20 protein-coding genes and 1 pseudogene are annotated in these 25206 nt (G+C 70.3%); 14 read left to right on the top strand and 7 right to left on the bottom strand.

Features of this window, described 5'->3' with window-relative positions; all coding sequences use genetic code 11:
- Position 1: 1 nt before the first annotated feature.
- The 3 genes from ACH4UM_RS06040 to ACH4UM_RS06030 form a co-directional block, all read right to left on the bottom strand.
- Entirely contained in the window at positions 2-871 is an 870-nt protein-coding gene (locus tag ACH4UM_RS06040) for a DUF4429 domain-containing protein (RefSeq protein WP_398174215.1), read from the bottom strand.
- A gap of 83 nt (positions 872-954) precedes the next feature.
- The gene (locus ACH4UM_RS06035; RefSeq protein WP_398174212.1) at positions 955-2154 is read right to left on the bottom strand and encodes an alpha/beta hydrolase; all 1200 of its coding nucleotides are present in this window, start codon (positions 2152-2154) and stop codon (positions 955-957) included.
- Positions 2155-2312: 158 nt separating this feature from the next.
- Positions 2313-2975 (bottom strand): TetR family transcriptional regulator, encoded by a 663-nt coding sequence (locus tag ACH4UM_RS06030; protein WP_398174209.1) that lies wholly within the window; start codon positions 2973-2975, stop codon positions 2313-2315.
- 123 nt (positions 2976-3098) lie between these two features.
- Here ACH4UM_RS06030 and ACH4UM_RS06025 point away from each other — a divergent pair, with 123 nt between their 5' ends.
- Complete coding sequence (locus ACH4UM_RS06025) at positions 3099-4721, top strand: MFS transporter (protein ID WP_398174206.1); 1623 nt, start codon at positions 3099-3101, stop codon at positions 4719-4721.
- Positions 4722-5040: 319 nt separating this feature from the next.
- A complete protein-coding gene (locus ACH4UM_RS06020; protein ID WP_398175028.1) occupies positions 5041-5388 on the top strand; it encodes a small hydrophobic protein in 348 nt (115 codons plus the stop codon).
- A 54-nt stretch (positions 5389-5442) separates the two neighbouring features.
- On the opposite strand, the pseudogene ACH4UM_RS06015 reads toward ACH4UM_RS06020, so the two are convergent.
- A pseudogene (locus ACH4UM_RS06015) lies at positions 5443-6174 on the bottom strand (potassium channel family protein); the annotation flags it as partial.
- Positions 6175-6255: 81 nt separating this feature from the next.
- A complete protein-coding gene (aceE, locus tag ACH4UM_RS06010) occupies positions 6256-9003 on the bottom strand; it encodes a pyruvate dehydrogenase (acetyl-transferring), homodimeric type (protein WP_398174203.1) in 2748 nt (915 codons plus the stop codon).
- Positions 9004-9404: 401 nt separating this feature from the next.
- Here aceE and ACH4UM_RS06005 point away from each other — a divergent pair, with 401 nt between their 5' ends.
- From ACH4UM_RS06005 to ACH4UM_RS05980, 6 genes are all read left to right on the top strand, one after another.
- Positions 9405-9842: a DUF3052 domain-containing protein gene (locus ACH4UM_RS06005; protein ID WP_398174200.1), complete on the top strand. Its 438-nt coding sequence runs from the start codon at positions 9405-9407 to the stop codon at positions 9840-9842.
- A gap of 142 nt (positions 9843-9984) precedes the next feature.
- Entirely contained in the window at positions 9985-10443 is a 459-nt protein-coding gene (locus tag ACH4UM_RS06000) for a peroxiredoxin (RefSeq protein ID WP_398174197.1), read from the top strand.
- Between the two features lie 113 nt (positions 10444-10556).
- Complete coding sequence (locus tag ACH4UM_RS05995) at positions 10557-11132, top strand: TerD family protein (RefSeq protein WP_398174194.1); 576 nt, start codon at positions 10557-10559, stop codon at positions 11130-11132.
- 119 nt (positions 11133-11251) lie between these two features.
- Positions 11252-11830 (top strand): TerD family protein, encoded by a 579-nt coding sequence (locus tag ACH4UM_RS05990; protein WP_398175025.1) that lies wholly within the window; start codon positions 11252-11254, stop codon positions 11828-11830.
- Between the two features lie 72 nt (positions 11831-11902).
- Entirely contained in the window at positions 11903-13048 is a 1146-nt protein-coding gene (locus ACH4UM_RS05985) for a DUF475 domain-containing protein (RefSeq protein WP_398174191.1), read from the top strand.
- Positions 13049-13202: 154 nt separating this feature from the next.
- The gene (locus ACH4UM_RS05980) at positions 13203-13937 is read left to right on the top strand and encodes a Tellurium resistance (protein WP_398174188.1); all 735 of its coding nucleotides are present in this window, start codon (positions 13203-13205) and stop codon (positions 13935-13937) included.
- A 223-nt stretch (positions 13938-14160) separates the two neighbouring features.
- Here ACH4UM_RS05980 and ACH4UM_RS05975 read toward each other — a convergent pair whose 3' ends face one another.
- Positions 14161-14961, bottom strand: coding sequence for a TerD family protein (locus ACH4UM_RS05975; protein ID WP_398174185.1), 801 nt, complete (start codon positions 14959-14961; stop codon positions 14161-14163).
- Positions 14962-15171: 210 nt separating this feature from the next.
- On the opposite strand from ACH4UM_RS05975, the gene ACH4UM_RS05970 reads away from it, so the two are divergent.
- Genes ACH4UM_RS05970 through ACH4UM_RS05960 form a run of 3 tightly spaced genes read left to right on the top strand, consistent with a single transcriptional unit; the run spans position 15172 to position 19645 of the window.
- Positions 15172-16338, top strand: coding sequence for an HpcH/HpaI aldolase/citrate lyase family protein (locus ACH4UM_RS05970; RefSeq protein WP_398174182.1), 1167 nt, complete (start codon positions 15172-15174; stop codon positions 16336-16338).
- Positions 16339-16346: 8 nt separating this feature from the next.
- Positions 16347-18833: a phosphoribosyltransferase gene (locus ACH4UM_RS05965; RefSeq protein ID WP_398174179.1), complete on the top strand. Its 2487-nt coding sequence runs from the start codon at positions 16347-16349 to the stop codon at positions 18831-18833.
- A complete protein-coding gene (locus ACH4UM_RS05960) occupies positions 18833-19645 on the top strand; it encodes an HAD family hydrolase (RefSeq protein ID WP_398174176.1) in 813 nt (270 codons plus the stop codon). Before ACH4UM_RS05965 ends, ACH4UM_RS05960 begins: the two co-directional genes overlap by 1 nt.
- Before the next feature lie 10 nt (positions 19646-19655).
- Here the strand turns inward: ACH4UM_RS05960 and ACH4UM_RS05955 are convergent, their stop codons facing one another.
- A complete protein-coding gene (locus ACH4UM_RS05955) occupies positions 19656-19880 on the bottom strand; it encodes a zinc ribbon domain-containing protein (protein ID WP_398174173.1) in 225 nt (74 codons plus the stop codon).
- Between the two features lie 336 nt (positions 19881-20216).
- Here ACH4UM_RS05955 and ACH4UM_RS05950 point away from each other — a divergent pair, with 336 nt between their 5' ends.
- The 3 genes from ACH4UM_RS05950 (at position 20217) to ACH4UM_RS05940 (ending at position 25197) form a co-directional block, all read left to right on the top strand.
- Complete coding sequence (locus tag ACH4UM_RS05950) at positions 20217-22553, top strand: transglycosylase domain-containing protein (protein WP_398174170.1); 2337 nt, start codon at positions 20217-20219, stop codon at positions 22551-22553.
- A 61-nt stretch (positions 22554-22614) separates the two neighbouring features.
- Positions 22615-23901: a hypothetical protein gene (locus ACH4UM_RS05945; RefSeq protein ID WP_398174167.1), complete on the top strand. Its 1287-nt coding sequence runs from the start codon at positions 22615-22617 to the stop codon at positions 23899-23901.
- A 111-nt stretch (positions 23902-24012) separates the two neighbouring features.
- A complete protein-coding gene (locus ACH4UM_RS05940; RefSeq protein WP_398174164.1) occupies positions 24013-25197 on the top strand; it encodes an amidase domain-containing protein in 1185 nt (394 codons plus the stop codon).
- Positions 25198-25206: the final 9 nt, after the last annotated feature.

The raw sequence follows: 25206 nt of genomic DNA, 5'->3' as shown, positions 1-25206 counted from the left end.
CCTACAACTCGGCCAGCAGCTCGGCCTTCTTCAGCGAGAACTCCTCGTCCGTCACCAGCCCCGCCTGATGCAGCTCCCCGAGGTGCCGGATCCGTTCGGCGATGTCGGCGGGGTCACGGCGGGCAGCCGCCGTGACCGGTACCGGCGCGGCGGGCGCGGCCGCCCGTACCGCCGCCAGCACGGCCGCGGCGAACGGCAGCGACTCGTGCACCGGCCCGTACCCCAGACCGAACACCACCGCAGCCGGATCCTGGTCCGGCTGCGGCGGCTGGGACGTCTGCGCGGCGGCACCGCCCGCCTCGCGCCGCAGCAGCCGCAGATGGCCCTCGAACACCTCCGGCGAGCGCCACTCCACCCCGCCCAGATCGGCCACCGGAAAGCTCTGGTCGCCGGCCTTCCACTTCGCCGACGACGCCCCGGTCCACGACCAGCGGAACCGCACCGCGGTGCCGTCGAAGGACGCCTTCCCGTCGTACGCCTTGAACTGCAGCGGCGGCTCGGGCACGGCCACCAGGTGGCGGTCGGCCGGGCCGCCGCCGGTGAGCCGTGCGCGCAGCTCGTCGGCGTAGCGCTCGGCGAGGGGCTCCCGCTCGGCGGGCAGTACCAGCCGATAGGGGTCGCAGCCCTCCTTGAGCTGGCCCTCGGCCGCGTCCATCAGCGGATCGGCGCCCTGTCTGGGCTCGGCCCGCAGGACCACGGTCCCGCGCCGGCCCGCGGTGAGCGTCACGCCGGCGAGCGCGTCCAGCGGGACGCGGCGTTCGCCGAGCGCCTGGAAGAGCTTCGGTGTGCGTATCCCCCGTTCGTAGCGGATGAGCACGGAATCGGACTCGAACTCCCAGGCAGCATGAAATCCGGTCAGTACGTCACCCATGCGGCTCATCGTAGGCGGCACGAGCTCCTTCGTCCCTCCCCGCGCGGACCGCAGTTCCTGCTGTCTCTACGCGCGTCCGGCCTTCAACGTGCGGACAAATCCGCCCGGCACCCGTTGTCGTCATGGGCGCAGCGCACCGAGTCGTACGCGCCGACACCGATCTCGGCGAAGTTCGTCAGACTGTCGGTGCCCGGCTCGAAGTAGCCGGCGTGCCCGTGCGCGCCGCGGGCCGACAGCACCCGGGCCCCGAACGCCGAGGAGACCGGGTCCGCGCCGTGACCGAGGCCGCCGAGCTCCAGGTACGGCACGTCCTGGATCCAGTCGGTGGCGTCCCGCATCGCCCACACATGGGCGTCGGTGTGCAGGTGGGAGGCCTTCTGCACGCGCATGCCGGGGCTGGCGGCCACCGCGATGTCGGACACCCGGCCGGGCAGCGAGCGCCCGGCGATCCCGCACAGCACCGAACCGTAGCTGTGGCAGAACAGTGCGACCGGCGAGTTGCCGGGCAGGCCCCGCAGCAGCGAGTTCAGCCGGACGGCGCCCTCCTCGGCGCGCATCGCCGTGGCCGCGTCGACGCCGAGCCCGCTGGGCGCGGTGTAGTCGGCCCAGGCGATCACGGCCGTAGGCGTCGAGGGGCCCGCCGTGCGCTCGGCCGCGTACAGCGAACTGGCCATGCCGTACGGCGCCGAGTACGGCCGGTAGGTCTTCTGGAAGGTGAGCAGGTCGGTGTCGACGCCGGGGACGACGACGGAGATCCGCTCGGCCTTCGGCAGGTTGCCGAACACCTCGGCGATCCGGCCGGAGCCCTCGGGGTCGAAGGCCAGGATCTGGCGGTCCTTGGCCATCAGCGTGGTGAAGCGGTGCATCCGGCGGCCGGCGTCCTGCTGCCCGGCCGGGGTGAGCCGGTTGTCGTGCATGCGCCGCAGCTCGGCCTTGCGCGCCTGGCCGAGGGCGATCCGGTTGGCCTGGTAGCGCAGCTGGACGGGGGCGCCGTTCATGTTGCCGACCGTCAGCGGATAGCGGTGGGCGAGCCGGCTCCGGTCCTGCGCGGTGAGTGAGGCGAAGTAGCGGGACAGCCGGGCGGGGGCCGCCTCGGGGTCCGGCAGCCGGTGCCCGTGCAGCCGGCCGCGCTCCCATGCGGACAGGGAGGCCTGGAGGGCGGCGGACCCGCGGTGGCTGCGCACCGCGGTCCAGCCGGTGGTCGCCAGCATCACGAAGACCACGGCCAGTGCGAGCAGCGCGCGCCAGACGTTGAGCTGCGGGGAGGTGTCGAAGGAAGTCACTGGGAGGACACACTAGGAGAACGAGCGGGTCTCGCGTTAACCGAGTGACAGGGATCACGTTTCGGCCGATGTGACGGGCGCCTCAGTTCGCACTCCAGTCCAAGATCGGCCAGTCGTACGCCAGTTCAGTGGCAACCGGGCGCGCTCCGGTTCCAGGATCAGTCGCCCGTACGCCAGTTCCCGGTCAGGGCCGGTCCCACCTGATCGAGGTACCTGGCCGTGAGCGCGCGGATCGCCTCCAGGCTGAAGTCCTCGCCCGTGCTCCACTGACGGCCCGTCACCCGCATCACCCCGCCGAAGACGGCCACCGCCAGCCGCGGCCGCGGGTCGGTCTCCGCATCGAGGCCCTCGCGCTCGGCGAGCAGTCCCGCGATCTGCTCCTCGGTCTCCACCGAGCGGCGCAGATGCGCGGCGAGCAGAACGGGCGTCGACTCGATCACCCGGAACATGCGCAGATACAGCTCCACGGGTACGACGCTCGCGACGGCCTCGTTGATCGTGTCCCATCCCTCCAGCACCGCCCGGCGCAGGGCCTCCAGCGGGGCCTCCTCGGGCGGGCGGGCGCGCAGCGCCTCGACGAAGTGCTCCTCCACCGTCTCCTGCACGGCGAGGGCGACCTCCTCCTTGCCGGCGAAGTAGCGGAAGAAGGTGCGCTGCGAGACGTCGACGGCCTCCGCGATCTCGTCGACCGTCGTCCGCTCGTAGCCCTTGGTGGTGAACAGTTCGAGCGCGGCCCGCAGCAGCGCGTCCCGGGTACGCCGCTTCTTGCGCTCGCGCAGTCCCGGCCGTGGCGCCGTCTCGGCGGCTTCCGCCGTCTCCATCAACCTCTCCGGACCTCTCCCGCGAACTGTTTCCGCAGCTCGGACTATACGCGGGTGATGCGTCAGTTACCGACTAGTGAATCCAGTTGTCGTTTGTCAGTCGCTGACACTAGCCTCGAAGGTATGACTAGTCAGACCACCGTCGACACGACAGGGCCGGGGGACAAGGCGTCCGTGGCAGCCCCGTCGGAACCCACGCCCGCCGGGGGGCTGCGCGGCCACCCGTGGTTCACCCTGATCACCGTCGCCGTAGGGGTCATGATGGTGGCCCTTGACGGCACCATCGTGGCCATCGCCAACCCGGCCATCCAGAAGGACCTGGGCGCCAGCTTCGCCGACGTCCAGTGGATCACCAACGGCTACTTCCTGGCCCTCGCGGTCTCCCTGATCACCGCGGGCAAGCTGGGCGACCGCTTCGGGCACCGGCAGACCTTCCTCATCGGCGTGACCGGCTTCGCCGCCGCCTCGGGCGCCATCGGCCTGTCCAGCAGCATCGCCGCCGTCGTCACCTTCCGCGTCTTCCAGGGCCTGTTCGGCGCGCTGCTGATGCCGGCCGCGCTCGGCCTGCTGCGGGCCACCTTCCCGGCCGAGAAGCTCAACATGGCGATCGGTATCTGGGGCATGGTCATCGGCGCCTCCACCGCGGGCGGCCCGATCCTCGGCGGCGTCCTCGTCGAGCACGTCAACTGGCAGTCGGTGTTCTTCATCAACGTGCCGGTCGGCGCCCTCGCCCTGCTCCTGGGCCTGCTGATCCTGCTCGACCACCGCGCCGAGAACGCCCCGCGCTCCTTCGACCTCCTCGGCATCGCCCTGCTCTCCGGCGCGATGTTCTGCCTGGTGTGGGCCCTCATCAAGGCGCCGGCCTGGGGCTGGGGCGACGGCCGGACGTGGATGTTCATCGCGGCCTCCCTCCTGGGCTTCGCCGTCTTCGCCCTCTGGGAGGCAAGGGTCAAGGAGCCGCTGATCCCGCTCGCGCTGTTCCGCTCCGTCCCGCTGTCCGCGGGTGTGGTGCTGATGGTGCTCATGGCCATCGCCTTCATGGGCGGCCTGTTCTTCGTCACCTTCTACCTGCAGAACGTGCACGGGATGAGCCCGATCGACGCGGGCCTGCACCTGCTCCCGCTCACCGGCATGATGATCGTCGGCTCCCCGCTCGCGGGCGCGATGATCACCAAGCTCGGCCCGCGCGTCCCGCTGGCCGGCGGCATGCTCGCCACTGCCGTCGCCATGTACGGCATGTCGACGCTGAAGGCGGACACCGGCAGCGCCACCATGTCGCTCTGGTTCGCCCTGCTCGGCCTCGGCCTGGCACCCGTCATGGTCGGCGCCACCGAGGTCATCGTCGGCAACGCGCCGATGGAGCTCTCCGGTGTGGCCGGCGGTCTCCAGCAGGCCGCCATGCAGATCGGCGGCAGCCTCGGTACGGCCGTGCTGGGCGCCGTGATGGCCTCCAAGGTCGACAACGACCTCGCGGGCAACTGGACGGACGCGGGGCTCCCGCCGCTCACCGCGGCCCAGGCGCACCAGGCCGCCGAGGCGGTCCAGGTCGGTGTGGCACCGGTGCCGAAGGGTACGCCCGAGGCGATCGCCGCGAAGATCGCCTCCGTCGCGCACGACACCTTCATCTCCGGCATGAGCCTCGCCTCGCTCGTCGCCGCCGGGGTCGCCGCCGTGGCCGTCCTGGTCGCCCTGCTCACCAAGCGCGGGCAGAACGCCGAGGCGGGCGCGGGCGCCGGCCACATCTGACCGGCGGGCCGGCCGAGTCCACGGGCCGGGTTTCGCCCATCAGGGTGACTGAGCCGAAGATCGCTCGCCCTCGGCACGCGCCGCAGGTCACAGTGGGTCAAGTCCTCCGCAGGGGAGGGGGACGACCGGCTGCGGCGCGCTGCTGGAGGGGGGCAGCGCGCAGGCAGCGGACCCGCCCCGTGGATCCGGCCTGCGAGTACGCCCCGCGAGTCCGGCGGGAAGTGCGTCCCGGAAGGAGAAGGATTGACGACCGGAACCGGGGTACCCGCAGCCGTGAACCCCGGCAGAACTCCAACTCGACAAGGGGTTCGAGGAGTTGATGATGGCGGGCTTTGGGCACGGAACGCGCGGATACCCCCGTTCACATAGCCGCACGTGGTCACGATGGGGGTCCCCCCGGCCGAGCGGCTTCGAGGCCGGGGGACGGCCGGACAGCGCGACTCTCGGGATCGTCGGAACGATCTGCGCGGTCGCCGGATTCTTCGTACTGGGCATCGTCCTGGGCCCGGTGGCGGTCGTCTGCGGCTGGTTGGCGATGGGGCGCAGCTGGGCGGGCGGCAACCGCTCGGTCCCGGCCCTGGTCGCCCTCGTCCTGGGGGCCATCGACACGCTCCTGGCCATCATCTGGCTGGCGGGCGCGGCAACCTGGGGCAACGGCATGTTCTGACCCCGGGCGGTGAGGGAAGGGGCCTTTGGCGGCCGGCCTGGGGCCCTCCTTCGTGGTCAGCGCGCTCACCTCGGCCCGAAGTCTGCGCACTTCCTCGGTCAGCGCCTCGATCGCCTCGGTCTGCCGCCGCTCCTCCACGTCGTCCCGCTCGAACCGGGCGATGAACCAGGCGGCGATGTTCGCGGTCACCACACCCAGCAGCGCGATCCCGGCCAGCATCAGGCCGACGGCCAGTATCCGCCCCAGCCCCGTGGTCGGCGCGTGGTCCCCGTACCCCACGGTCGTCATCGTCGTGAACGACCACCACACGGCGTCACCCAGCGTCTTGATGTTCCCCTTCGGCGACTCGCGCTCGACCGACAGCACGGCCAGCGACCCGAACATCAGCAGCCCCACCACCGCCCCGGCGACATACGTCGTCAGCCGGATCTGCTCGGCCATCCGCGCCCGCCGCCCCACCAGCATGAGCGTGGACACCAGCCGCAGCAGCCGCAGCGGCTGGAGGATCGGCAGCACCACGGCGCACAGGTCCAGCCAGTGCGTGCGCACGAACTCCCGCCGCCGCGGGGCGAGTCCGAGCCGCATCAGGTAGTCGGCCGCGAACGACCCCCACACCGCCCACTCCACCACCGCCCACTCCACCACCGTGCAGGCCAGCGTCACGGGCCGGCTCGCGGTGCTGTTCACGATCGGCACGGCGTAGGCGGCGGCGAACGCCAGCGCGAGTACCAGCAACGGCCGCTGGGTGCGCCGTTCCCACCGTGCCTGTGCCGAGAGATCCTCCATGACCGCATCGTAAAGAAACGGCAAGGACAGGGGCGGTGGGGCCCATGGCCCCACCGCCCCTCGGGCGACCTGCCGGTCCGCCTACGCGTCCCCGCCCGCCGTGCCGGGGTCGGCCGCCGACACGTCCAGGAGCTGGTAGCGGTCGATGGCCTGCTTGAGGACGGACCGGTCGACCTTGCCCTCACGGGCCAGCTCCGTCAGCACGGCCACCACGATCGACTCGGCGTCGATGTGGAAGAACCGCCGGGCCGCCCCCCGGGTGTCGGCGAAGCCGAAGCCGTCGGCGCCCAGGGACTGGTACGTGCCCGGGACCCACCGCGCGATCTGGTCCGGCACCGAGCGCATCCAGTCGGAGACGGCCACGAACGGGCCCTCGGCCTCGCTCAGCTTCCGCGTCACCCACGGCACCCGCTGCTCCTCCTCCGGGTGCAGCAGGTTGTGCTCCTCGCAGGCGACGGCCTCGCGCCTGAGCTCGTTCCAGGAGGTCGCCGACCAGACGTCGGCCCTGACGTTCCAGTCCTCGGCGAGGATCCGCTGCGCCTGGAGCGCCCACGGCACCGCCACGCCCGAGGCCATGATCTGCGCCGGGATCTCGCCCGCCGTGCCCCTGCCGATGCGGTGGACACCCTTGAGGATGCCCTCCACGTCCACGTCCGCCGGCTCGGCCGGCTGCTGGATCGGCTCGTTGTAGACGGTGAGGTAGTAGAAGACGTCCTCGCCGTGCGGGTGCTGCTCGTCGCCGCCGTACATCCGGCGCAGGCCGTCCTGCACGATGTGCGCGATCTCGTACCCGTAGGCCGGGTCGTACGCCACGCAGCCCGGGTTCGTCGAGGCGAGCAGCTGCGAGTGGCCGTCCGCGTGCTGCAGACCCTCACCGGTCAGCGTCGTGCGGCCGGCGGTCGCGCCCAGGACGAAGCCGCGCGCCAGCTGGTCGGCCATCTGCCAGAACTGGTCGCCGGTGCGCTGGAAACCGAACATCGAGTAGAACACGTAGACCGGGATCAGCGGCTCGCCGTGCGTTGCGTAGGCCGAGCCCGCCGCGATCGCCGACGCCGTGCAGCCCGCCTCGGAGATGCCGTCGTGCAGCATCTGACCGGTCGGCGACTCCTTGTAGGCGAGCAGCAGGTCGCGGTCGACCGCCTCGTACTGCTGGCCGAGCGGGTTGTAGATCTTCGCGCTCGGGAAGAAGGAGTCCATGCCGAACGTGCGGTACTCGTCGGGCGCGATCAGCACGAACCGCCTGCCGAGCTCCTTGTCCCGCATGAGGTCCTTCAGGAGCCGGACAAAGGCCATGGTGGTCGCGATGGACTGCTGGCCGGAGCCCTTCTTCACGGACGCGTACGTCTTGTCGTCCGGCAGCGGCAGCGGCTTGGAGCGCACGATCCGGGTCGGGACGTAGCCGCCGCAGCCCTTGCGGCGGTCGTGCATGTACTGGATCTCGTCCGTGTTCCGGCCCGGGTGGTAGTACGGCGGCGGGCCGGACTCCAGCTCCTTGTCGGAGATCGGCAGGTGCAGCCGGTCCCGGAAGCGCTTGAGGTCGTCGACGGTCAGCTTCTTCATCTGGTGGGTCGCGTTGCGGCCCTCGAAGTTCGGGCCCAGCGTCCAGCCCTTGATCGTCTTGGCCAGGATGACCGTCGGCTGGCCCTTGTGCTCCACGGCCGTCTTGAACGCCGCGTAGATCTTGCGGTGGTCGTGACCGCCCCGGCCCAGGTGCAGGATCTGGTCGTCGCTCATGTGCTCGACCATCGCGCGCAGCCGGTGGTCGTCGCCGAAGAAGTGCTCGCGGATGTAGGCACCGGACTCGGTGGCGTAGGTCTGGAACTGGCCGTCCGGCGTGGTGTTCATCTTGTTGACCAGGATGCCGTCCCGGTCCTGCGCCAGCAGGGGGTCCCAGGTGCGGTCCCAGATCAGCTTGATCACGTTCCAGCCGGCGCCCCGGAAGACCGACTCCAGCTCCTGGATGATCTTGCCGTTGCCGCGCACCGGACCGTCCAGCCGCTGCAGGTTGCAGTTGACGACGAAGGTCAGGTTGTCCAGGCCCTCACGGGCGGCGATGGACAGCTGGCCGAGCGACTCCGGCTCGTCCATCTCGCCGTCGCCGAGGAAGGCCCACACGTGCGACTTGGAGGTGTCCGCGATCCCGCGCGCGTGCATGTAGCGGTTCATCCGGGCCTGGTAGATCGCGCCGATCGGGCCGAGGCCCATGGAGACCGTGGGGAACTCCCAGAAGCCCGGCATGGAACGCGGGTGCGGATAGCTGGACAGGCCGTGGGGCGCCTTGGACTTCTCCTGGCGGAAACCGTCCAGGTGCTCCTCGGTGAGCCGGTCCAGCAGGTACGCGCGTGCGTAGATGCCCGGTGAGGCGTGCCCCTGGAAGAAGACCTGGTCGCCGCCGTCGCCCTCGTCCTTGCCGCGGAAGAAGTGGTTGAAGCCGACGTCGTAGAGCGAGGCGGAGGAGGCGAAGGTCGCGATGTGGCCGCCGACGCCGATGCCGGGGCGCTGGGCGCGGGAGACCATCACCGCGGCGTTCCAGCGGGTCGCGTTGAGGATCCTGCGCTCGATCTCCTCGTTGCCGGGGAAGAACGGCTCGCTCTTGGTGGGGATGGTGTTGACGTAGTCCGTGCTGCGCATCTCCGGCACGGCCACGCGCTTCTCGCGGGCGCGCTCGATCAGCCTGAGCATGAGGTAGCGGGCCCGCTCCCGGCCCCGCTCGTCGACGGCGGCGTCGAGCGAGTCGAGCCACTCCTGGGTCTCTTCGGGATCGAAGTCAGGAACCTGACTCGGAAGGCCGCCAATGATGATCGGATTTCGATCGGATCCGGAAGCCACGCTGTTCCTTACCTGTCAGAGGGCGACATTTCTGTGGTTTTTCGGGGTTCTTCCTGGGCCCTGGCGCGGTTTGTCCGCCTGTGCCTGCACCGTTCCCCATCGTGTACCTCGGGACAGGCAAAGTCATCTCTACCGAGGGGTAACGGGGGGTACTCGGGACCAATGGCCCAGGCGTGGACGGTTCCGGTTCGGACAAACCGGGCGCAAAGGTGTGGTGTGTGTCACCTCTGATCGCGATACCGTGTCAGGAGTTGCGGCGACACAGCCGGGATCGTCACCGTTTCGGCGGTCCGGACCGCCGGGTACTTGCGCGATCGGGCCCGCCCGTGTGGACTACGGCCAATGCTTCGCGCACGCGCGTGGCTGAAGACCCATATCGCAACACCATCAGGAGGCAACCCGTGAGCGCGACCGCGGACCACGCGGAGGAGCGGACTAACCCGGCCGGGAGGCTGGGGTTCCAGCCCGGACAGGTGGTCCAGGAGATCGGCTACGACGACGACGTCGACCAGGAGCTCCGCGAGGCCATTGAGGAAGCTATCGGCAGCGAGCTCGTGGACGAGGACTACGACGACGTGGCCGACGCCGTGATGCTGTGGTTCCGCGACGAGGACGGCGACCTGACGGACGCGCTGGTCGACGCCACCACGTACATCGAGGAGGGTGGCGCGATCCTGCTCCTCACGCCGAAGACCGGCCGTACGGGCTACGTGGAGCCGAGCGACATCTCTGAAGCCGCGACGACGGCGGGTCTGTCGGCGAGCAAGAGCGTCAGCGTGGGCAAGGACTGGAGCGGCAGCCGGCTCGCGACGCCCAAGGCCGCGAAGTCCAAGAAGTAGCTCCGGCCCCGCACGTTCCGGCCACGTCCGGACATCCGGTGCCACCGGACGGGCCGACCCAGGTCGGCCCGTCCGTCGGCATGCGGTGATCCCTGCGTAGGGTGGTCTCACCCGAACAGTCCCACCGAAGGGAAGCAGGACGATGGCGATCCAGGTCGGCGACAAGGCACCCGACTTCGAGCTCAAGGACAACCACGGCCGCACCGTGCGGCTGTCCGACTTCCGCGGCGAGAAGAACGTCGTGCTGCTCTTCTACCCGTTCGCCTTCACCGGCGTGTGCACCGGCGAGCTGTGCGCGCTGCGCGACAACCTGCCGAGGTTCGTCAACGACGACACCCAGCTGCTCGCGGTCTCCAACGACTCCATCCACACCCTGCGCGTCTTCGCCGAGCAGGAGGACCTGGAGTACCCCCTGCTGAGCGACTTCTGGCCGCACGGCAACACTTCCCGCGCCTACGGCGTCTTCGACGAGGACAAGGGTTGCGCCGTGCGCGGGACCTTCATCATCGACAAGGAGGGCGTCGTGCGGTGGACCGTGGTCAACGGCCTGCCGGACGCGCGCGACCTGAACGAGTACGTGAAGGCGCTCGACACCCTGTGATTCTTCGGCCGCGCGGCCTGCGGGGGGCGGGAACCCGTCACTAGGATCGACACGTTGATCCCATATCCGATGCACGACGGGGCTCCCCGCCCCCGGACACCAATGGAGGACTCGTGGGAGTCAGCCTCAGCAAGGGCGGCAACGTATCACTGACGAAGGAGGCCCCGGGCCTGACCGCGGTCCTCGTCGGCCTGGGCTGGGACGCCCGTACCACGACCGGCACCGACTTCGACCTCGACGCCAGCGCGCTGCTGCTGAACAACTCCGGCAAGGTCGGCAACGACCAGAACTTCGTCTTCTTCAACAACCTCAAGAGCCCCGACGGCTCGGTCGAGCACACCGGCGACAACCTCACCGGCGAGGGTGAGGGCGACGACGAGGTGATCAAGATCAACCTCGCGGGGGTCCCGGCGGACGTCGAGAAGATCGTCTTCCCGGTCTCCATCTACGAGGCCGAGAACCGCCAGCAGTCCTTCGGTCAGGTCCGCAACGCCTACATCCGCGTGGTGAACCAGGCCGGCGGCGCGGAGATCGCACGCTACGACCTGAGCGAGGACGCCTCCACCGAGACCGCCATGGTCTTCGGCGAGCTCTACCGCCACGGCGCGGAGTGGAAGTTCCGTGCCATCGGCCAGGGGTACGCCTCGGGCCTGCGCGGCATCGCCCAGGACTTCGGGGTGAACGTCTGACCGTCCGGGCCCAGCCCGTCCGAGTCGAACGCATGACCGTCCGGCGCCGCAGTGGTTTCCACGCGGCGCCGGACGTGCAGGACAACCAAACAAGCACCATCTCGGGGAGGACCAGCATCATGGGCGTCACGCTCGCCAAGGGAGGCAACGTCTCCCTGTCCAAGGCCGCACCCAACCTGACCAACGTCATGGTCGGGCTCGGCTGGGACGCGCGCTCCACCACCGGAGCCCCCTTCGACCTCGACGCGAGCGCGCTGCTGTGCGGCGCCGGCAACCGGGTGCTGGGCGACGAGTGGTTCGTCTTCTACAACCAGCTCAAGAGCCCCGACGGCTCGGTCGAGCACACCGGCGACAACCTCACGGGTGAGGGCGAGGGCGACGACGAGTCGATCCTGGTGGACCTGACCAAGGTGCCGGGGCAGTGCGAGAAGATCGTCTTCCCGGTCTCGATCCACCTTGCGGACGAGCGCGGCCAGACCTTCGGCCAGGTCTCCAACGCCTTCATCCGGGTCGTCAACCAGGCCGACGCCCAGGAACTCGCGCGCTACGACCTCAGCGAGGACGCCAGCACCGAGACGGCCATGATCTTCGGCGAGCTCTACCGCTACCAGGGCGAATGGAAGTTCCGGGCCGTGGGGCAGGGGTACGCGTCCGGCTTGCGGGGCATCGCTCTAGACTTCGGAGTCAATGTTTCGTAAAGCCGAGTGCGGCGCGGGGGAGACCCTCCTCCAAGCTCCGCTCGGGGGGACCCCCAGAGGATTGGGTAGCCAGTGCTTCTGAAAACCTTCGGCTGGTCGTTCGCGATTACCGCGCTCGGCCTGGTCGCCGCGGTCTTCTACGGGGGGTGGACCGCGTTCGGCATCGTGGCGATCCTGTCCATCCTCGAGATCTCGCTGTCCTTCGACAACGCGGTCGTCAATGCCGGAATCCTGAAGAAGATGAACGCCTTCTGGCAGAAGATCTTCCTCACGGTCGGCGTGCTCATCGCCGTCTTCGGCATGCGGCTGGTCTTCCCCGTCGTGATCGTCGCCATCAGCGCCAAGATGGGGCCGATCGAGGCCGTCGACCTCGCGCTCAACAACAAGGACCGCTACCAGCAGCTGGTGACCGACGCTCACCCGGCGATCGCCGCCTTCGGTGGCATGTTCCTGCTGATGATCTTCCTCGACTTCATCTTCGAGGACCGCGACATCCAGTGGCTGCGCTGGATCGAGCGGCCGCTGGCCAAGCTCGGCAAGGTCGACATGCTGTCGGTCTGCATCTCCCTGATCGTCCTGCTGATCACCTCCTTCACCTTCGCCACCAGCGCCCACCAGCACGGCGGCGCGCACGCCGACAAGGCACAGACGGTCCTGATCGCCGGCATCGCGGGTCTGATCACCTACATGGTGGTCGGCGGCCTGTCCGGGTACTTCGAGGACAGACTGGAGGAAGAGGAGGAGCGCGAGCACGAGGAGGAGGAAGAGGCCGCACGCGCCGGCCAGAAGCGTTCGGCCGTCGTGCTGGCCGGAAAGGCCGCGTTCTTCATGTTCCTCTACCTCGAGGTCCTGGACGCGTCCTTCTCCTTCGACGGCGTGATCGGCGCCTTCGCCATCACCAACGACATCGTCCTGATGGCCCTGGGCCTCGGCATCGGCGCCATGTACGTCCGGTCGCTCACGGTCTACCTGGTCCGCCAGGGCACCCTCGACGACTACGTCTACCTGGAGCACGGCGCGCACTACGCGATCGGCGCCCTGGCCGTGATCCTCATGGTCACCATCCAGTACGAGATCAACGAGGTCATCACCGGCCTCGTCGGTGTCGTCCTGATCGCCTGGTCCTTCTGGTCCTCCGTGCGCCGCAACCGCGCGCTGGCGGCGGCCGAGGGAGGGGCTGGCTCGGACGAGAAGACCGAGGTCTCCTCCCGGGTGTGACAAGCCCTCGGGGGAGGAACGCTCTCTGCGGGGCGGCCGGCGTGGTCCGTCGCCGGACGGGCCACAGGGGACGACGGCTGATCGGGCCGGGTCCCCAGGCCGCCCCGCGGTCTGTGTGCGGGGCAGTGAGCGCCGGTGAAGGTGGGGGCGGGAGATGGGATTCTTCGACGGTCTGCTGGGCGGACGCGCGGCCGACTTCGACTCGGGCAGCGCCGCGACCAACGCGATCGAGCTGACCAAACGGCACCACCAGGTGTCGCTGACCAAACAGGGCGCGGCCACCGGGCACCTGCGCATCAACCTGACCTGGCGGATGCGCACCTCCGACATCGGCGGCCCCACCCGGCAGAGCCTGCTGCGCCACCCCTTCAGGGCGCTCAAGCCGCCGGAGGTCATGGGACACAGCCAGTCCATGGTCAACGTCGACCTCGACCTCGGGTGCCTGTACGAGCTGGCCGACGGCACCAAGGGCGTGGTCCAGCCGCTCGGCGGCTTCCTCGGCGACGTGAACTCACCGCCGTACGTCAAACTCAGCGGTGACGACCGGTTCGGTTCCGCGTCGGGTGAGACGATCTACGTCAACCTCGACCACCGGGACGACATCAAGCGCCTGCTGGTCTTCGTCTACATCTACGACCAGACCCCGGCCTTCGACCGCACCCACGCGATCGTCACCCTGTACCCGAGCAACGGCCCCCGCATCGAGATCGGCCTCGACGAACGCCACCCCCAGGCCCGCTCGTGCGCGGTGGTCCTGATCGAGAACGTGAAGGGTGAACTGACCGTCCGCCGCGAGGTCAAGTTCGTCTACGGCTTCCAGGCGGAACTGGACCGCCTCTACGGCTGGGGCCTGCAGTGGGGCCGGGGCTACAAGACGGCCGACCGCTAGTGCTGCGGCCGGAAAGGTTCACCGGCTCGCGACGCCCGGCACGGCACCTCGCCGCGTTGTCGCCTCACCCCAGTACATCCAGTACGCGGGCGACGCTCCGCCTTGCGGTGCACCGCACCGGACGCCGCGAGCCTTCCGGCAAACCCTTCCGGCCACAGCACTAGGCCGTGGCCGGTATTGCCCCCCCTGGCTGGCGGCGTCCGGCGGGAACAGTCAGCCAGGACTAGCGCCCGATGAACTGCGGCCCCTGCGGCGGCAGCCGGAAGTCCGGATCCGGCACCGCTGTCACCGGCTGCGGATACCCGTACGCCGGCTGCGGATACCCGTAAGCCGGCTGCGCCGCCGCAGCCGTGGCCGCGGGCTGCGGGTACCCGTACGCCGCCTGAGTCGGCGCGGGCAGCGGCTGTACCGACGGCAGCGGCTGCGGCAGTGGCTGTGCCGCCGCTGTCGCCGCCGTCCCCGTGGCCGCCTCCGCCTCCTCCGCCTCGTCCACCGAGATCCCGAAGTCGGTCGCGAGGCCCTTCAGGCCGTTGGAGTAGCCCTCCCCGAGCGCCCGGAACTTCCAGCCCTCGCCACGCCGGTACAGCTCCCCGCAGATCAGCGCGGTCTCCTGGCCCGTCTCCGGCTTGATGTCGAAGTGGGCCAGCGGCTCCCCGTCGGCGACGAGCGCGTCGTACAGCGCGATGCGCAGGGCCTGTACGCGGTCGAACGTCACACCGTCCGCCGAGGCGACCAGCAGGATCCGGCCGACCTCGGACTCGACCGCGGCCAGGTCCGTCTGGATCGTGTCGGTCAGCCCGTCCGCGCCCCGCTTCTTGCCCAGCCGCCAGACCTTCCCGGAGGGGTGCCGTGGCTGGTTGTAGAAGACGAAGTCCTCGTCGGAGCGCACACGGCCGGCGGGGCCCAGCAGCAGTGCGGAGGCATCGACGTCCGGGACGCCCTGTCCGGGCGTCCAGCGCAGCACGGCCCGCACTGTGGTGGCCTCCAGCGGGATGTTCGACCCCTTCAGCATCGCGTGCGTCATGCGGTCATCCTGCCTTCTCGGTCCTGGTCACGACAACGCGGGGGTGGACGGGCACCCGGCCGGCGCACGACGCTTCGAACAACTGTCGACACGGCTGGGCTACCAGAAATTCATGCCCGATGGGAACTACTGACATGGATTTCTACGTACTATTACCGGCCACCTTTCAACAGTCTGCACAGGCCACTCGCGTCACCACGGGGGAGCGTCATGCGTCATTTCGGGCACCTCGCACCTGAGGTGCGGCAGCACCTCTTCCACCGGGAGCCGTGCGAGTTCACCGCCGACTCCCCGGCCCGGCTGTTGTCGGCGGCCCTCGGCGCCACGCTCTACAGCCCGGCCACCAGGCCGCGGCTCGCCGACGACGTCGTCAAGCAGGCCGGACGCGGGGTCGTCTCGATGGTGCTGTGCCTGGAGGACTCCATCGACGACGCGGACGTGGCGCACGGCGAGGAGAACCTCGTCCGCCAGTTCGCCCGGCTGGCCTCGTCCCCGGGCGCCGACCTCCCCCTGCTGTTCATACGGGTCCGTGTCCCCGAGCAGATACCCGACCTGGTGCGGCGCCTGGGACCGGCCGCCCGGCTGCTGTCCGGTTTCGTACTGCCGAAGTTCACCGGGGAGCGCGGTCTGCCGTTCCTGGAGGCGGTGCAGACCGCCGAGGCGGTGAGCGGCCGGCGGCTGTTCGCCATGCCGGTCCTGGAATCGCCCGAACTGCTGTACCGGGAGTCGCGGGTGGAGACCCTGGAGGGCATCTTCCGCGCGGTCGACAAGTACCGGGACCGGGTGCTCGCACTGCGCCTCGGGGTGACGGACTTCTGCTCCTCCTACGGGTTGCGCAGAGCCCCCGACATGACGGCCTACGACGTCCAGGTCGTCGCCTCCGTGATCGCCGACGTGGTGAACATGCTGGCGCGGGCCGACGGCACGGGGTTCACCGTGACCGGGCCGGTGTGGGAGTACTTCCGGGTGCAGGAGCGCATGTTCAAGCCACAGCTGCGGCAGAGCCCCTTCCTGGAGGTGCAGGCGGTCGAACTGCGCGAGAGACTGATCGAACACGCGATGGACGGGCTGCTGCGGGAGATCTCCCTGGACCACGCCAACGGCCTGCTCGGCAAGACCTGCATCCACCCCTCCCACGTCCTGCCCGTGCACGCGCTGTCGGTGGTCAGTCACGAGGAGTTCAGCGACGCGGCCGACATACTGCGGCCCGAGCGCGGCGGCGGCGGTGTGCTGAGATCGGCGTACACGAACAAGATGAACGAGGTGAAGCCGCACCGCGCCTGGGCCGAGCGGACCCTGCTGCGCGCCGAGGTCTTCGGCGTCGCCCGCGAGGACGTCGGCTTCGTGGAACTGCTCGCCGCCGGCATCCCCAGCTGAAGGAACGAATGAACAAGGCAGTGAACGACGGCGTCTGGTCCGGCACCTGGGTCGCCGAGCGGCTCGGGGTCGAGCTCGCCGGCGACGACGAGCTGACGGGCCTGCTGGGGCTGGCGCTGCGGCGCAACCCCAAGCGGGCGCATCTGCTCGTGTCCAACGTGCTCGGCAAACACGTGCCCCAGTCGCCGTCGGTGGTGTACGGCCACGGCTTCGACCTGGGCCGCCGGGTACGGGACCTGCTGGGCCCGGTCCAGGCCGCTGCCGCGGTCGTCCTGGGCTACGCGGAGACGGCGACCGGCCTCGGCCACGCGGTCGCCGACGGCCTGGGCACCGCCCCCTATCTGCACTCCACCCGCCGCCCGGTCCCCGGTGTCGCCCCGGCGGGCGGCTTCGAGGAGTCCCACTCGCACGCGACCTCGCACCTGCTGCTGCCCGAGGACCCGGCCCTGCTGTCCGGAAACGGCCCGCTGGTCCTCGTCGACGACGAGTTCTCCACCGGCAACACCGTCCTGAACACCATCCGCGACCTGCACGCCCGCCATCCGCGGGGGCGCTACGTCGTGGTCGCCCTCGTCGACATGCGCTCCCCGGCCGACGCGGACCGCCTGCACGACTTCGCCCACGAGATCGGCGCCCGGGTGGACCTGGTGGCCCGCGCCTCGGGCACGGTGCGCCTGCCGGAGCACGTCCTGGAAAAGGGCCGGGAACTGGTCGCCCGGTACGAGCGGGCGACGGTCCCGAACCAGCGCGCCCGCGGCCGGATCACCCGGATCGACCCGCGCTGGCCCCGGGGCGTCCCCGACGGGGGACGGCACGGGTTCACGGCCGGGCACCGGGAGCGGCTGGAGCGGGCGCTGCCCGCGATGGCGGCGCGGGTCGCCGGGGCACTGCCCGCCGACGCCCGGCGCGTGCTGGTGCTCGGGTTCGAGGAGCTGATGTACGCGCCGCTCAGGCTGGCCCGGGAGCTGGAGCAGGTCGTCGGTGCCGAGGTGCGGTACTCGACCACCACCCGCTCGCCCGTCCTCGCGGTGGACGACCCCGGTTACGCGATCCGCACCCGGCTGGTCTTCCCGGCGCACGACGACCCGGCCGACGGCCCCGGCGAGCGTTACGCCTACAACGTCGCCGGCGGCGGATTCGACGCGGTGGTCACCGTCGTCGACTCGGTCGCCGACACCCCCGAACTGCACGGGCCCACAGGCCTGCCGGCCCAGCTCGCGGCGCACACCCCGCACGTGCTGCTCGTGGTCGTACCGTCGTACGTCCCCGCCTCCCCACCCGCTGCCGCCGCCCCCGGCACCTCCGCCACCTCCGCCACCTCCGGACAAGGAACCCCGATGCTGCCCGAGCCCCTCCGCGGCCCCGCCTTCTCCTCGTACGCGCCCGACGAGGTCGGCTGGCTGCTGCAGGACCTCTCGGAGGTGACGCTGGAGGCGCCGACCGAGGAGCGCGAGGAGGCGATCCAGAGCGGGGGCGCGCACTACGCCGAGTCGCTGCCGGTGGAGTACCAGCCCAGCGAGCAGTACCAGGAGCTGTTCCACGCGGCCCTGCAGACCTCCGCCGCCCGGATCGCCCAGGCCGTCGGGGTGGTCACCGACACCGTCCTCGCCGAGCGGTCGCCGCGACCCGTCCTGGTCTCGCTCGCCCGCGCCGGCACCCCGGTCGGCGTGCTGATGCGCCGCTGGGCCCGGTTCCGGCACGGCCTCGACCTTCCGCACTACGCCGTCTCCATCGTGCGCGGCCGCGGCATCGACGCCAACGCGCTGCGCTGGCTGGCCGCCCACCACGACCCCGGCGACGTCGTCTTCGTGGACGGCTGGACCGGCAAGGGCGCCATCACCCGTGAGCTCGCCCAGGCGGTACGGGAGTTCGAGGAGGCGGGCGGCGCCGGCGGGTTCGACCCGGAGATCGCGGTGCTGGCCGACCCGGGCTCGTGCGTGCGCACCTACGGCACCCGGGAGGACTTCCTCATCCCCTCCGCCTGCCTCAACTCGACCGTCTCCGGACTGGTGTCGCGCACCGTCCTGCGCGCGGACCTGGTCGGCCCGCGGGACTTCCACGGCGCGAAGTTCTACCGCGAACTCGCCGGCGCGGACGTGTCCGGCGTCTTCCTCGACGCCGTCGCCGCCCGCTTCCCCGAGGTCGCGGACGGCGTCGACGCCGCGGTCAAGGAGCTGCTGTCCGCCGACCGCGCCCCCACCTGGGAGGGCTGGGCGGCGGTCGAGCGGATCAGCGAGGAGTACGGCATCCACGACGTCAACCTGGTCAAGCCGGGCGTCGGCGAGACCACGCGGGTGCTGCTGCGCCGGGTGCCGTGGAAGATCCTGGCGCGGGCGGGGGCCGGCGCGGACCTGCACCACGTACGCCTGCTCGCCGAGCAGAGAGGGGTCCCGGTCGAGGAGGTGGACGAACTGCCGTACACCTGCGTGGGACTGATCCACCCCCGCTACACGCGCGGGGCGACCGGCGCCGACGGCAGGGCGGTGGCCCTCTGATGCCGGTGCTGGTGGCGAGTGACCTCGACCGTACGCTCATCTACTCCGCCGCGGCCCTGGCCCTGACCATGCCGGACGCCCGGGCCCCCAGGCTGCTGTGCGTGGAGGTGCACGAGAGCAGGCCGCTGTCCTACATGACGGAGACGGCGGCCCAGCTGCTGACCGAGCTGGCCGACACGGCGGTGTTCGTGCCGACCACGACCCGTACCCGCAAGCAGTACCTGCGCATCAACCTGCCGGGTCCGGCGCCCACGTACGCCATCTGCGCCAACGGCGGCCATCTGCTGGTGGACGGCGTGTCGGACGCCGACTGGCACCGTCGGGTGACCGGCCGGCTGGCGGGTGAGTGCGCGCCGCTGGCTCAGGTGCAGGAGCATCTGCTGCGGACCGCCGATCCGGTCTGGGTGCGCAAGCACCGCGTCGCCGAGGACCTGTTCGCCTACCTCGTCGTGGAGCGCGAACTGCTCCCCGAGGACTGGGTGAAGGAGCTCGGCGCATGGGCGGAGAACCGCGGCTGGACGGTCTCCCTCCAGGGCCGCAAGATCTACGCCGTTCCCAAGCCGCTCACCAAGAGCGCCGCCGTCCGCGAGGTCGCCCGCCGCACCGGTGCGGACCTGGTGCTCGGGGCGGGCGACTCGCTGCTGGACGCAGACCTGCTGCTCGCCGTGGACCGCGGCTGGCGGCCGGGCCACGGCGAGCTGGCCGAGACGAACTGGACGGCTCCGGGGATCGGCGCGCTGCCCGAGCGCGGGGTGCTGGCCGGTCAGCGGATCGTCCGCGAGTTCCTCAGCGCGTCCCGGACGCCCCGGTAGGCCGTGGGGGTCAGCCGCAGCAGCCGCCGCCGCAGCACCCGCCCGAGCCGCCGCCGCCCGCGCGGGGCGCGGGTGCCGGTGCGGTCGCCGAGCCGCCCACCGCTACGGTGGACAGCAGCTTGACCGTGTCGTCGTGCCCGGCGGGACAGGTCGCCGGGGCGGCGGACTCCGCCATGGGACGGCTCAGTTCGAAGGTGTCGCCGCAGTTACGGCAGCGGTACTCGTAGCGAGGCATGGGCCCAGGTTAATGGCCGTGACGGGCCCCACAGAGCTCTGTGTTTCTCATGTGTTGGTTTCTGTCCCATTCTTGTGCGGAGAAATTGAAAAGATCGCTGATAATTTTGTAGGACCGTGAGAGCCGCGAGGCGGCTGGGGGTGAGGGGGTGGCAGCCGCGACTGCGGCGGCTGTGTCGACCCGCGCGAGCACCACGGAGTGCGGGAGGGAGACGCAGTCGTGACCGAGGCAGGGCAGGGGGAGGGCCTCCCCGGGGAGGGCCGGCGGCCCCGAGGGCGCCGAGCCGCGCCGAGGCATGCGCCGGACGACGGTCCGCCGCCGGCGGCGGACGAGACGATGCAGCTGAACGTCGACGCCCTGCGGGGGCGGGACCGGACGGCGCAGCCGGACGCCCAGCGCCGGCCGGACGACGACGCCCCGCCTCGCCCCGACGAGACGATGCAGCTGAACGTCGACGCCCTGCGGGGGAAGCCGCGCGCGGGCGGGAAGCCTCGGGCGAAGGCCGATCCCGAGCCGCACGAGACCATGCAGCTGCGCGTGTTCCGGCCAGGGGCGTCCCCTCGGCCCGCCGGTGAGCGCGCCGACCGCCGCAAGCCGCGTAGCGCACGCACACTGCCTCCGGCTGTCGCCAAGGCCACCGCCGCCGCCCGCCGGCGTATCGCGCCGCTCGTCCGGCGCCTGGCGCCCCTGGCCGCGGTGCTGGCGCCGTACGCCCGGAGGCTGAAGCCGGTCTACCCGCGCCCGGGCCGCACCGGCTGGCGCCGCTGGGTGCCCTCCTGGCGGCAGTGGCTGGGCGCCACGCTCTCCGCGTTCGGCCTGACCGGCCTCCTCCTGGTCGTCGCCTACGCCGCCACGGACATACCCGAGAACCTGAACACTTATGCCACCCAGCAGGACAACGTCTATTTCTGGTCCGACGGCACCCCGATGGCCCGCACCGGCTGGGTGCAGCGCCAGGCGATGCCGCTGAAGGACATACCCGAGGACGTCCGCTGGGCCGTGCTGGCGGCCGAGAACGAGAGCTTCTACAGCGACCCCGGCATCTCCTTCAAGGGCATCACCCGCGCCCTGTGGCGCACGGTCGGCGAGGGCGACACCCAGGGTGGTTCCACCATCACCCAGCAGTACGTCAAGAACGTCTACCTCTCCCAGAACCAGACCGTCAGCCGCAAGTTCACCGAGGCGATGATCGCCCTCAAGCTCGACAACCGGATGAGCAAGGACAAGATCCTCGAGGGCTATCTCAACACCAGCTGGTTCGGCCGCGGCACCTACGGCATCCAGCGCGCCGCCCAGGCCTACTACGGCAAGGACGTCAGCCAGCTCAACGCCGGCCAGGCGGCCTTCCTCGCCTCCCTGCTCAAGGGCGCCGGCCTGTACGACCCGACGCTGAGCCAGGCCAACCACCACCGCGCCGTGGAGCGCTGGAAATGGATCCTGGACCGCATGGTCAAGATCGGCAAGCTGTCGCCGGCCGAGCGCGCCAAGTACAGGACGTTCCCCGAGCCGCTCAAGCGCAACCCGCTCTACGACACCGGTCAGCAGAGCGACTACCTGGTCGAACTGGCCTCGAGTTACGCCAAGAAGGCCGGGAACATCTCGGACCGGGAGTTCGACATGGGCGGCTACCAGATCTACACGACCTTCGACCGCAAGCGGGAGAGCACCCTCACCGAGGCAGTCACCAAGGCCCGCAAGAAGGCGAATACCGCCGACCCCGGCGCTGCGAAGACCGCGCACTACGGCGCCGCCTCCCTGGCCGCCGACGGCCGGATCCTCGCCGTCTACGGCGGCCCCGACCACCGTACGCAGGGCTACAACGAGTCCAACGCCTCCACCGTCCCGGCCGGTTCGGCCTTCCTGCCGTTCGTCTACGCGGCCGGGCTCGAGCACGGCGTCACCAAGCGGCGCGACGTGGCCCGCGAACCGGTCTACCCGGAGACCCTCTACAACGGAGACGACGCCGTGCCCGTCACCACCCCCGAGGGCCCCTACTGGGACCGCAGCGGCCGCAAGGTGGCCGCCCACAACGACGGGAAGAAGTCCTGGGGGCAGATCACCCTGCGCAAGGCGCTCGCCGAGTCCGTGAACACGCCCTTCATGCAGCTCGGCATGGACACCGGCCTGGACAAGGTCAAGCAGACCGCCACCGCGGCCGGCTTGCTGCCCTCCACCATGGGCCCGCAGGTGCCCGCGCTGTCCCTGGGCAGCTCCACGCCGAGCGCGATCCGCATGGCGGGCGGCTACGCCACCTTCGCCGCCGGCGGCATGCACACCGAGCCGTACTCGGTGCGCCGCATCACCCGTAACGGCTCGACGGTGAAGCTGGACACCCCGGCCACCGACCGCGCGGTCTCCGCGAAGGTGGCCGAGGAGGTCACCCAGGCGCTCGGCGACGCCTTCCGCAGCGCCCACCCGGCCGCCGTGCCCACCACCACGGCCGTGCCCGGCACGGCCGCGGCGCCCACGGTGGCCGGAAAGACGGGCACCACCGAGGGCGACACCGCCGCCTGGTACGTCGGCACCGCCAAATCGGTGTCCACGGCGGTCGTCGTCTACCGCATGGACCTCGCCAAGAGCCTCGAACCACTCCCGCTGAAGGGGATCGCCGGCACCGCCGCCGACAGCGCCCCGTACGGCATCTGGGCCGGCGCCATGGACCCGCTCGGCTGACCCCGGCGGCCCGGCCGCACCGCACCCGCACCGATGACCTCCCACCCGGATTGAGCCGCCCATGAAGCCGACACCCGGCCGCCGCCGCAAGGCACGCGCGCGCCGCCGCACCACCCGCCCCGAGTTCGTGACCCTGGCCGCGCTCCTGGTCGTCGCCTCCGTCGTGGCGGGATTCCTGGCGCTGACCCGCCCCGACTCCACCGCACCGACCGCGTCCGCCGGCTCCAAGGGCGGCTCCAAGGGTGCCTCGCCGAAGCCCACCAAGGAGCCCAAGTGGGACGGCAGGACCCATGTGCTCGGCGACGGCTCGACCTCGTACACCGGGCCGCAGAAGGACGAGCTGAAGCCCGTACCGCTCAAACCGGGCGAGAAGCCCCCGCAGTTCGTGGTGTTCTCCTGGGACGGCGCCCTGGAGGGCAGTGACCACCTGTTCTCGCACTACCGGGAGCTGGCCCGGGAGTACAACGCCCACATGACCTTCTTCCTCACGGGCATCTACCTGCTGCCCAAGGGCAAGAAGGACATCTACCACCCGCCGATGCACTCCCCGGGCGCAGCCGCGATCGACTACGCCACCGACGAGCACATCCGCGACACCCTGGGCCAGCTCCGCCTCGCCTACGAACAGGGCAACGAGATCGGCACCCACTTCAACGGCCACTTCTGCGGCGCCAAGGGCGGCGGCGACTGGAGCGTCGAGGAGTGGAAGAGCGAGATCGACCAGTTCTACTCGTTCGTGGAGAAGTGGAAGACCAACACCGGCTTCACCGACATCCCCCCGCTGCCCTTCGACTTCAGGAAGGAGGTCACCGGCGGCCGCGCGCCCTGCCTGGAGGGCCAGCCCAACCTGCTGAAGGCCATGAAGAGCTACGGCTGGCGCTACGACGCCTCCTCACCCGGCGACTTCCAGATATGGCCGGCGAAGAAGAACGGCATATGGGACTTCCCGCTGCAGATGCTTCCCTATGAGGACGGCAAGTACCAGGGCCTGTCCATGGACTTCAACTTCCTCTACAACCAGTCCGACGGCGAGACCAAGGGCGACCCCGCCAAGTACCCCCAGTGGGAACAGCAGACCGTCGACTCCTACCTGGCCGGCTTCAACCGCGCCTACTACGGCAGCCGGGCACCGCTGTTCATCGGCAACCACTTCGAGGACTGGAACGGCGGCATCTACATGAAGGCCATCGACCAGGTCATCAAGAACGTGTGCACCAAAAAGGGCGTCAAGTGCGTGTCCTTCAAGGAACTCGCCGACTGGATGGACGTGCAGAAGCCCGAGACACTGCAGGCCCTGCGCGGACTGGACCCGGCGCAGTCGCCGGACTGGTCGACGGTGGTCAAGTGACGCCTGCAACCTATTGGTTCCACTTGTGCGTCCCCTCTTCACAACCGCCACACACGCCGTGCGAAGATGCCGTCGCCCGGTAGGTGTACCGGCGTAGAGGGGAACAAGAGATTGAAATCAAGAAGATTGAGCCGTAAGCGGCGTCGCGCCACCATAGTCACCGCGGCGGCCGCATCCGTGGTCGCCGGCGTGGCCCTGGTGCCCAACTGGAGCGCGGGCGCGGCGGTCACCGACGACCCGACGGTGGACCCGGCGACCAAGGCCACCTTCCAGCGGCTGGCCGACGCGGTCTTCACCGACCGCACCCAGGCCCTGGTGGACGGCGGCAGCACGGCGACGGGGCAGCACCAGCGCACGTCCGGCTTCTCCGGCAAGGTGCGCCTGTCCGGCACCCAGTCGCACCAGGAGAGCACCGCGCTGACCGAACTGCGTGGCCGCAAGTCCCGCCTCGCCAAGCTGGGCGAGAAGTACAGCGGGGCCAGCACCAGCGTCTCGCTGGACGCCACCCAGGTGAAGGGCCGCCGCGCCACGGTCGACGTCACCGAGACCACGACCCTGACGTACAAGAAGGTCAAGGGCACCGAGCCGAAGACCACCGGCTTCCAGGCCCACCACGAGCTGACCTTCAAGGCCGACCAGCAGGGCAATTGGCAGCTGACCGGCATCCGCGACACCGACGACGGCTACCTCGCGGTGAACCAGGTCGCCAAGCCCGCCGTCGCCGCGCCGGACACCGCCGCCGACGACGGCCCGCCCGAGGCGGCCCGCTCGGCCACCACGTGGCCCGCGCCCGCCAACCCGAAGAACTTCTCCGCCACCGGCTACGACTACAAGGCCATGGCCGCCTACGCGCAGAAGTACTGGAACAACTACAACCCGGCCTACCCGAACTTCAACGGGGAGGCCGACGGCGGCGACTGCACCAACTTCGTCAGCCAGACACTGAAGGCCGGCGGCTGGAAGCACGTCCCGGGCCGCACGGACGACTTCCACAAGTGGTTCGGCAACTCCGACATCCAGTCCGACTCGTTCGTCGGCGTCAACGAGTTCTCCTGGTTCGCCCTGTCCTCCAAGCGGGTCACCAGCCTTGCCAACGTCTACCAGCTGGACGTCGGCGACGTGCTGCAGATGGACTTCAACAAGGACGGGTCCAAGGACCACTCGATGATCGTCACCTACCGCAGCCGGCAGGGCGTGCCGTATGTGACGTACCACTCCACCAACACCTACAACAGGTCGGTGGCCAGCATCATCGCGTCGTACCCGAACGCGGCGTACTACGCCTACCGCACCTGAGCGGTGCCC

This window comes from Streptomyces sp. NPDC020801 (genome assembly GCF_044334385.1).
In the GTDB taxonomy this organism is placed as follows: Bacteria; Actinomycetota; Actinomycetes; order Streptomycetales; family Streptomycetaceae; genus Streptomyces.
This window is presented reverse-complemented; position numbering and strand designations above follow the sequence as displayed.

What these genes read in the sequence shown, in the direction of transcription:
- ACH4UM_RS05950 (WP_398174170.1), top strand. Translation starts at nt 20,217, where the DNA reads ATGCAGCTGAACGTCGACGCCCTGCGGGGGCGGGACCGGACGGCGCAG.
- ACH4UM_RS06000 (WP_398174197.1), top strand. Translation starts at nt 9,985, where the DNA reads ATGGCGATCCAGGTCGGCGACAAGGCACCCGACTTCGAGCTCAAGGAC.
- ACH4UM_RS05980 (WP_398174188.1), top strand. Translation starts at nt 13,203, where the DNA reads ATGGGATTCTTCGACGGTCTGCTGGGCGGACGCGCGGCCGACTTCGAC.
- ACH4UM_RS05990 (WP_398175025.1), top strand. Translation starts at nt 11,252, where the DNA reads ATGGGCGTCACGCTCGCCAAGGGAGGCAACGTCTCCCTGTCCAAGGCC.
- ACH4UM_RS06025 (WP_398174206.1), top strand. Translation starts at nt 3,099, where the DNA reads ATGACTAGTCAGACCACCGTCGACACGACAGGGCCGGGGGACAAGGCG.
- ACH4UM_RS06040 (WP_398174215.1), bottom strand. Translation starts at nt 871, where the DNA reads ATGGGTGACGTACTGACCGGATTTCATGCTGCCTGGGAGTTCGAGTCC.
- ACH4UM_RS05960 (WP_398174176.1), top strand. Translation starts at nt 18,833, where the DNA reads ATGCCGGTGCTGGTGGCGAGTGACCTCGACCGTACGCTCATCTACTCC.
- ACH4UM_RS05955 (WP_398174173.1), bottom strand. Translation starts at nt 19,880, where the DNA reads ATGCCTCGCTACGAGTACCGCTGCCGTAACTGCGGCGACACCTTCGAA.
- ACH4UM_RS05965 (WP_398174179.1), top strand. Translation starts at nt 16,347, where the DNA reads ATGAACAAGGCAGTGAACGACGGCGTCTGGTCCGGCACCTGGGTCGCC.
- ACH4UM_RS05970 (WP_398174182.1), top strand. Translation starts at nt 15,172, where the DNA reads ATGCGTCATTTCGGGCACCTCGCACCTGAGGTGCGGCAGCACCTCTTC.
- ACH4UM_RS06030 (WP_398174209.1), bottom strand. Translation starts at nt 2,975, where the DNA reads ATGGAGACGGCGGAAGCCGCCGAGACGGCGCCACGGCCGGGACTGCGC.
- ACH4UM_RS05945 (WP_398174167.1), top strand. Translation starts at nt 22,615, where the DNA reads ATGAAGCCGACACCCGGCCGCCGCCGCAAGGCACGCGCGCGCCGCCGC.
- ACH4UM_RS06020 (WP_398175028.1), top strand. Translation starts at nt 5,041, where the DNA reads ATGATGGCGGGCTTTGGGCACGGAACGCGCGGATACCCCCGTTCACAT.
- ACH4UM_RS05975 (WP_398174185.1), bottom strand. Translation starts at nt 14,961, where the DNA reads ATGACGCACGCGATGCTGAAGGGGTCGAACATCCCGCTGGAGGCCACC.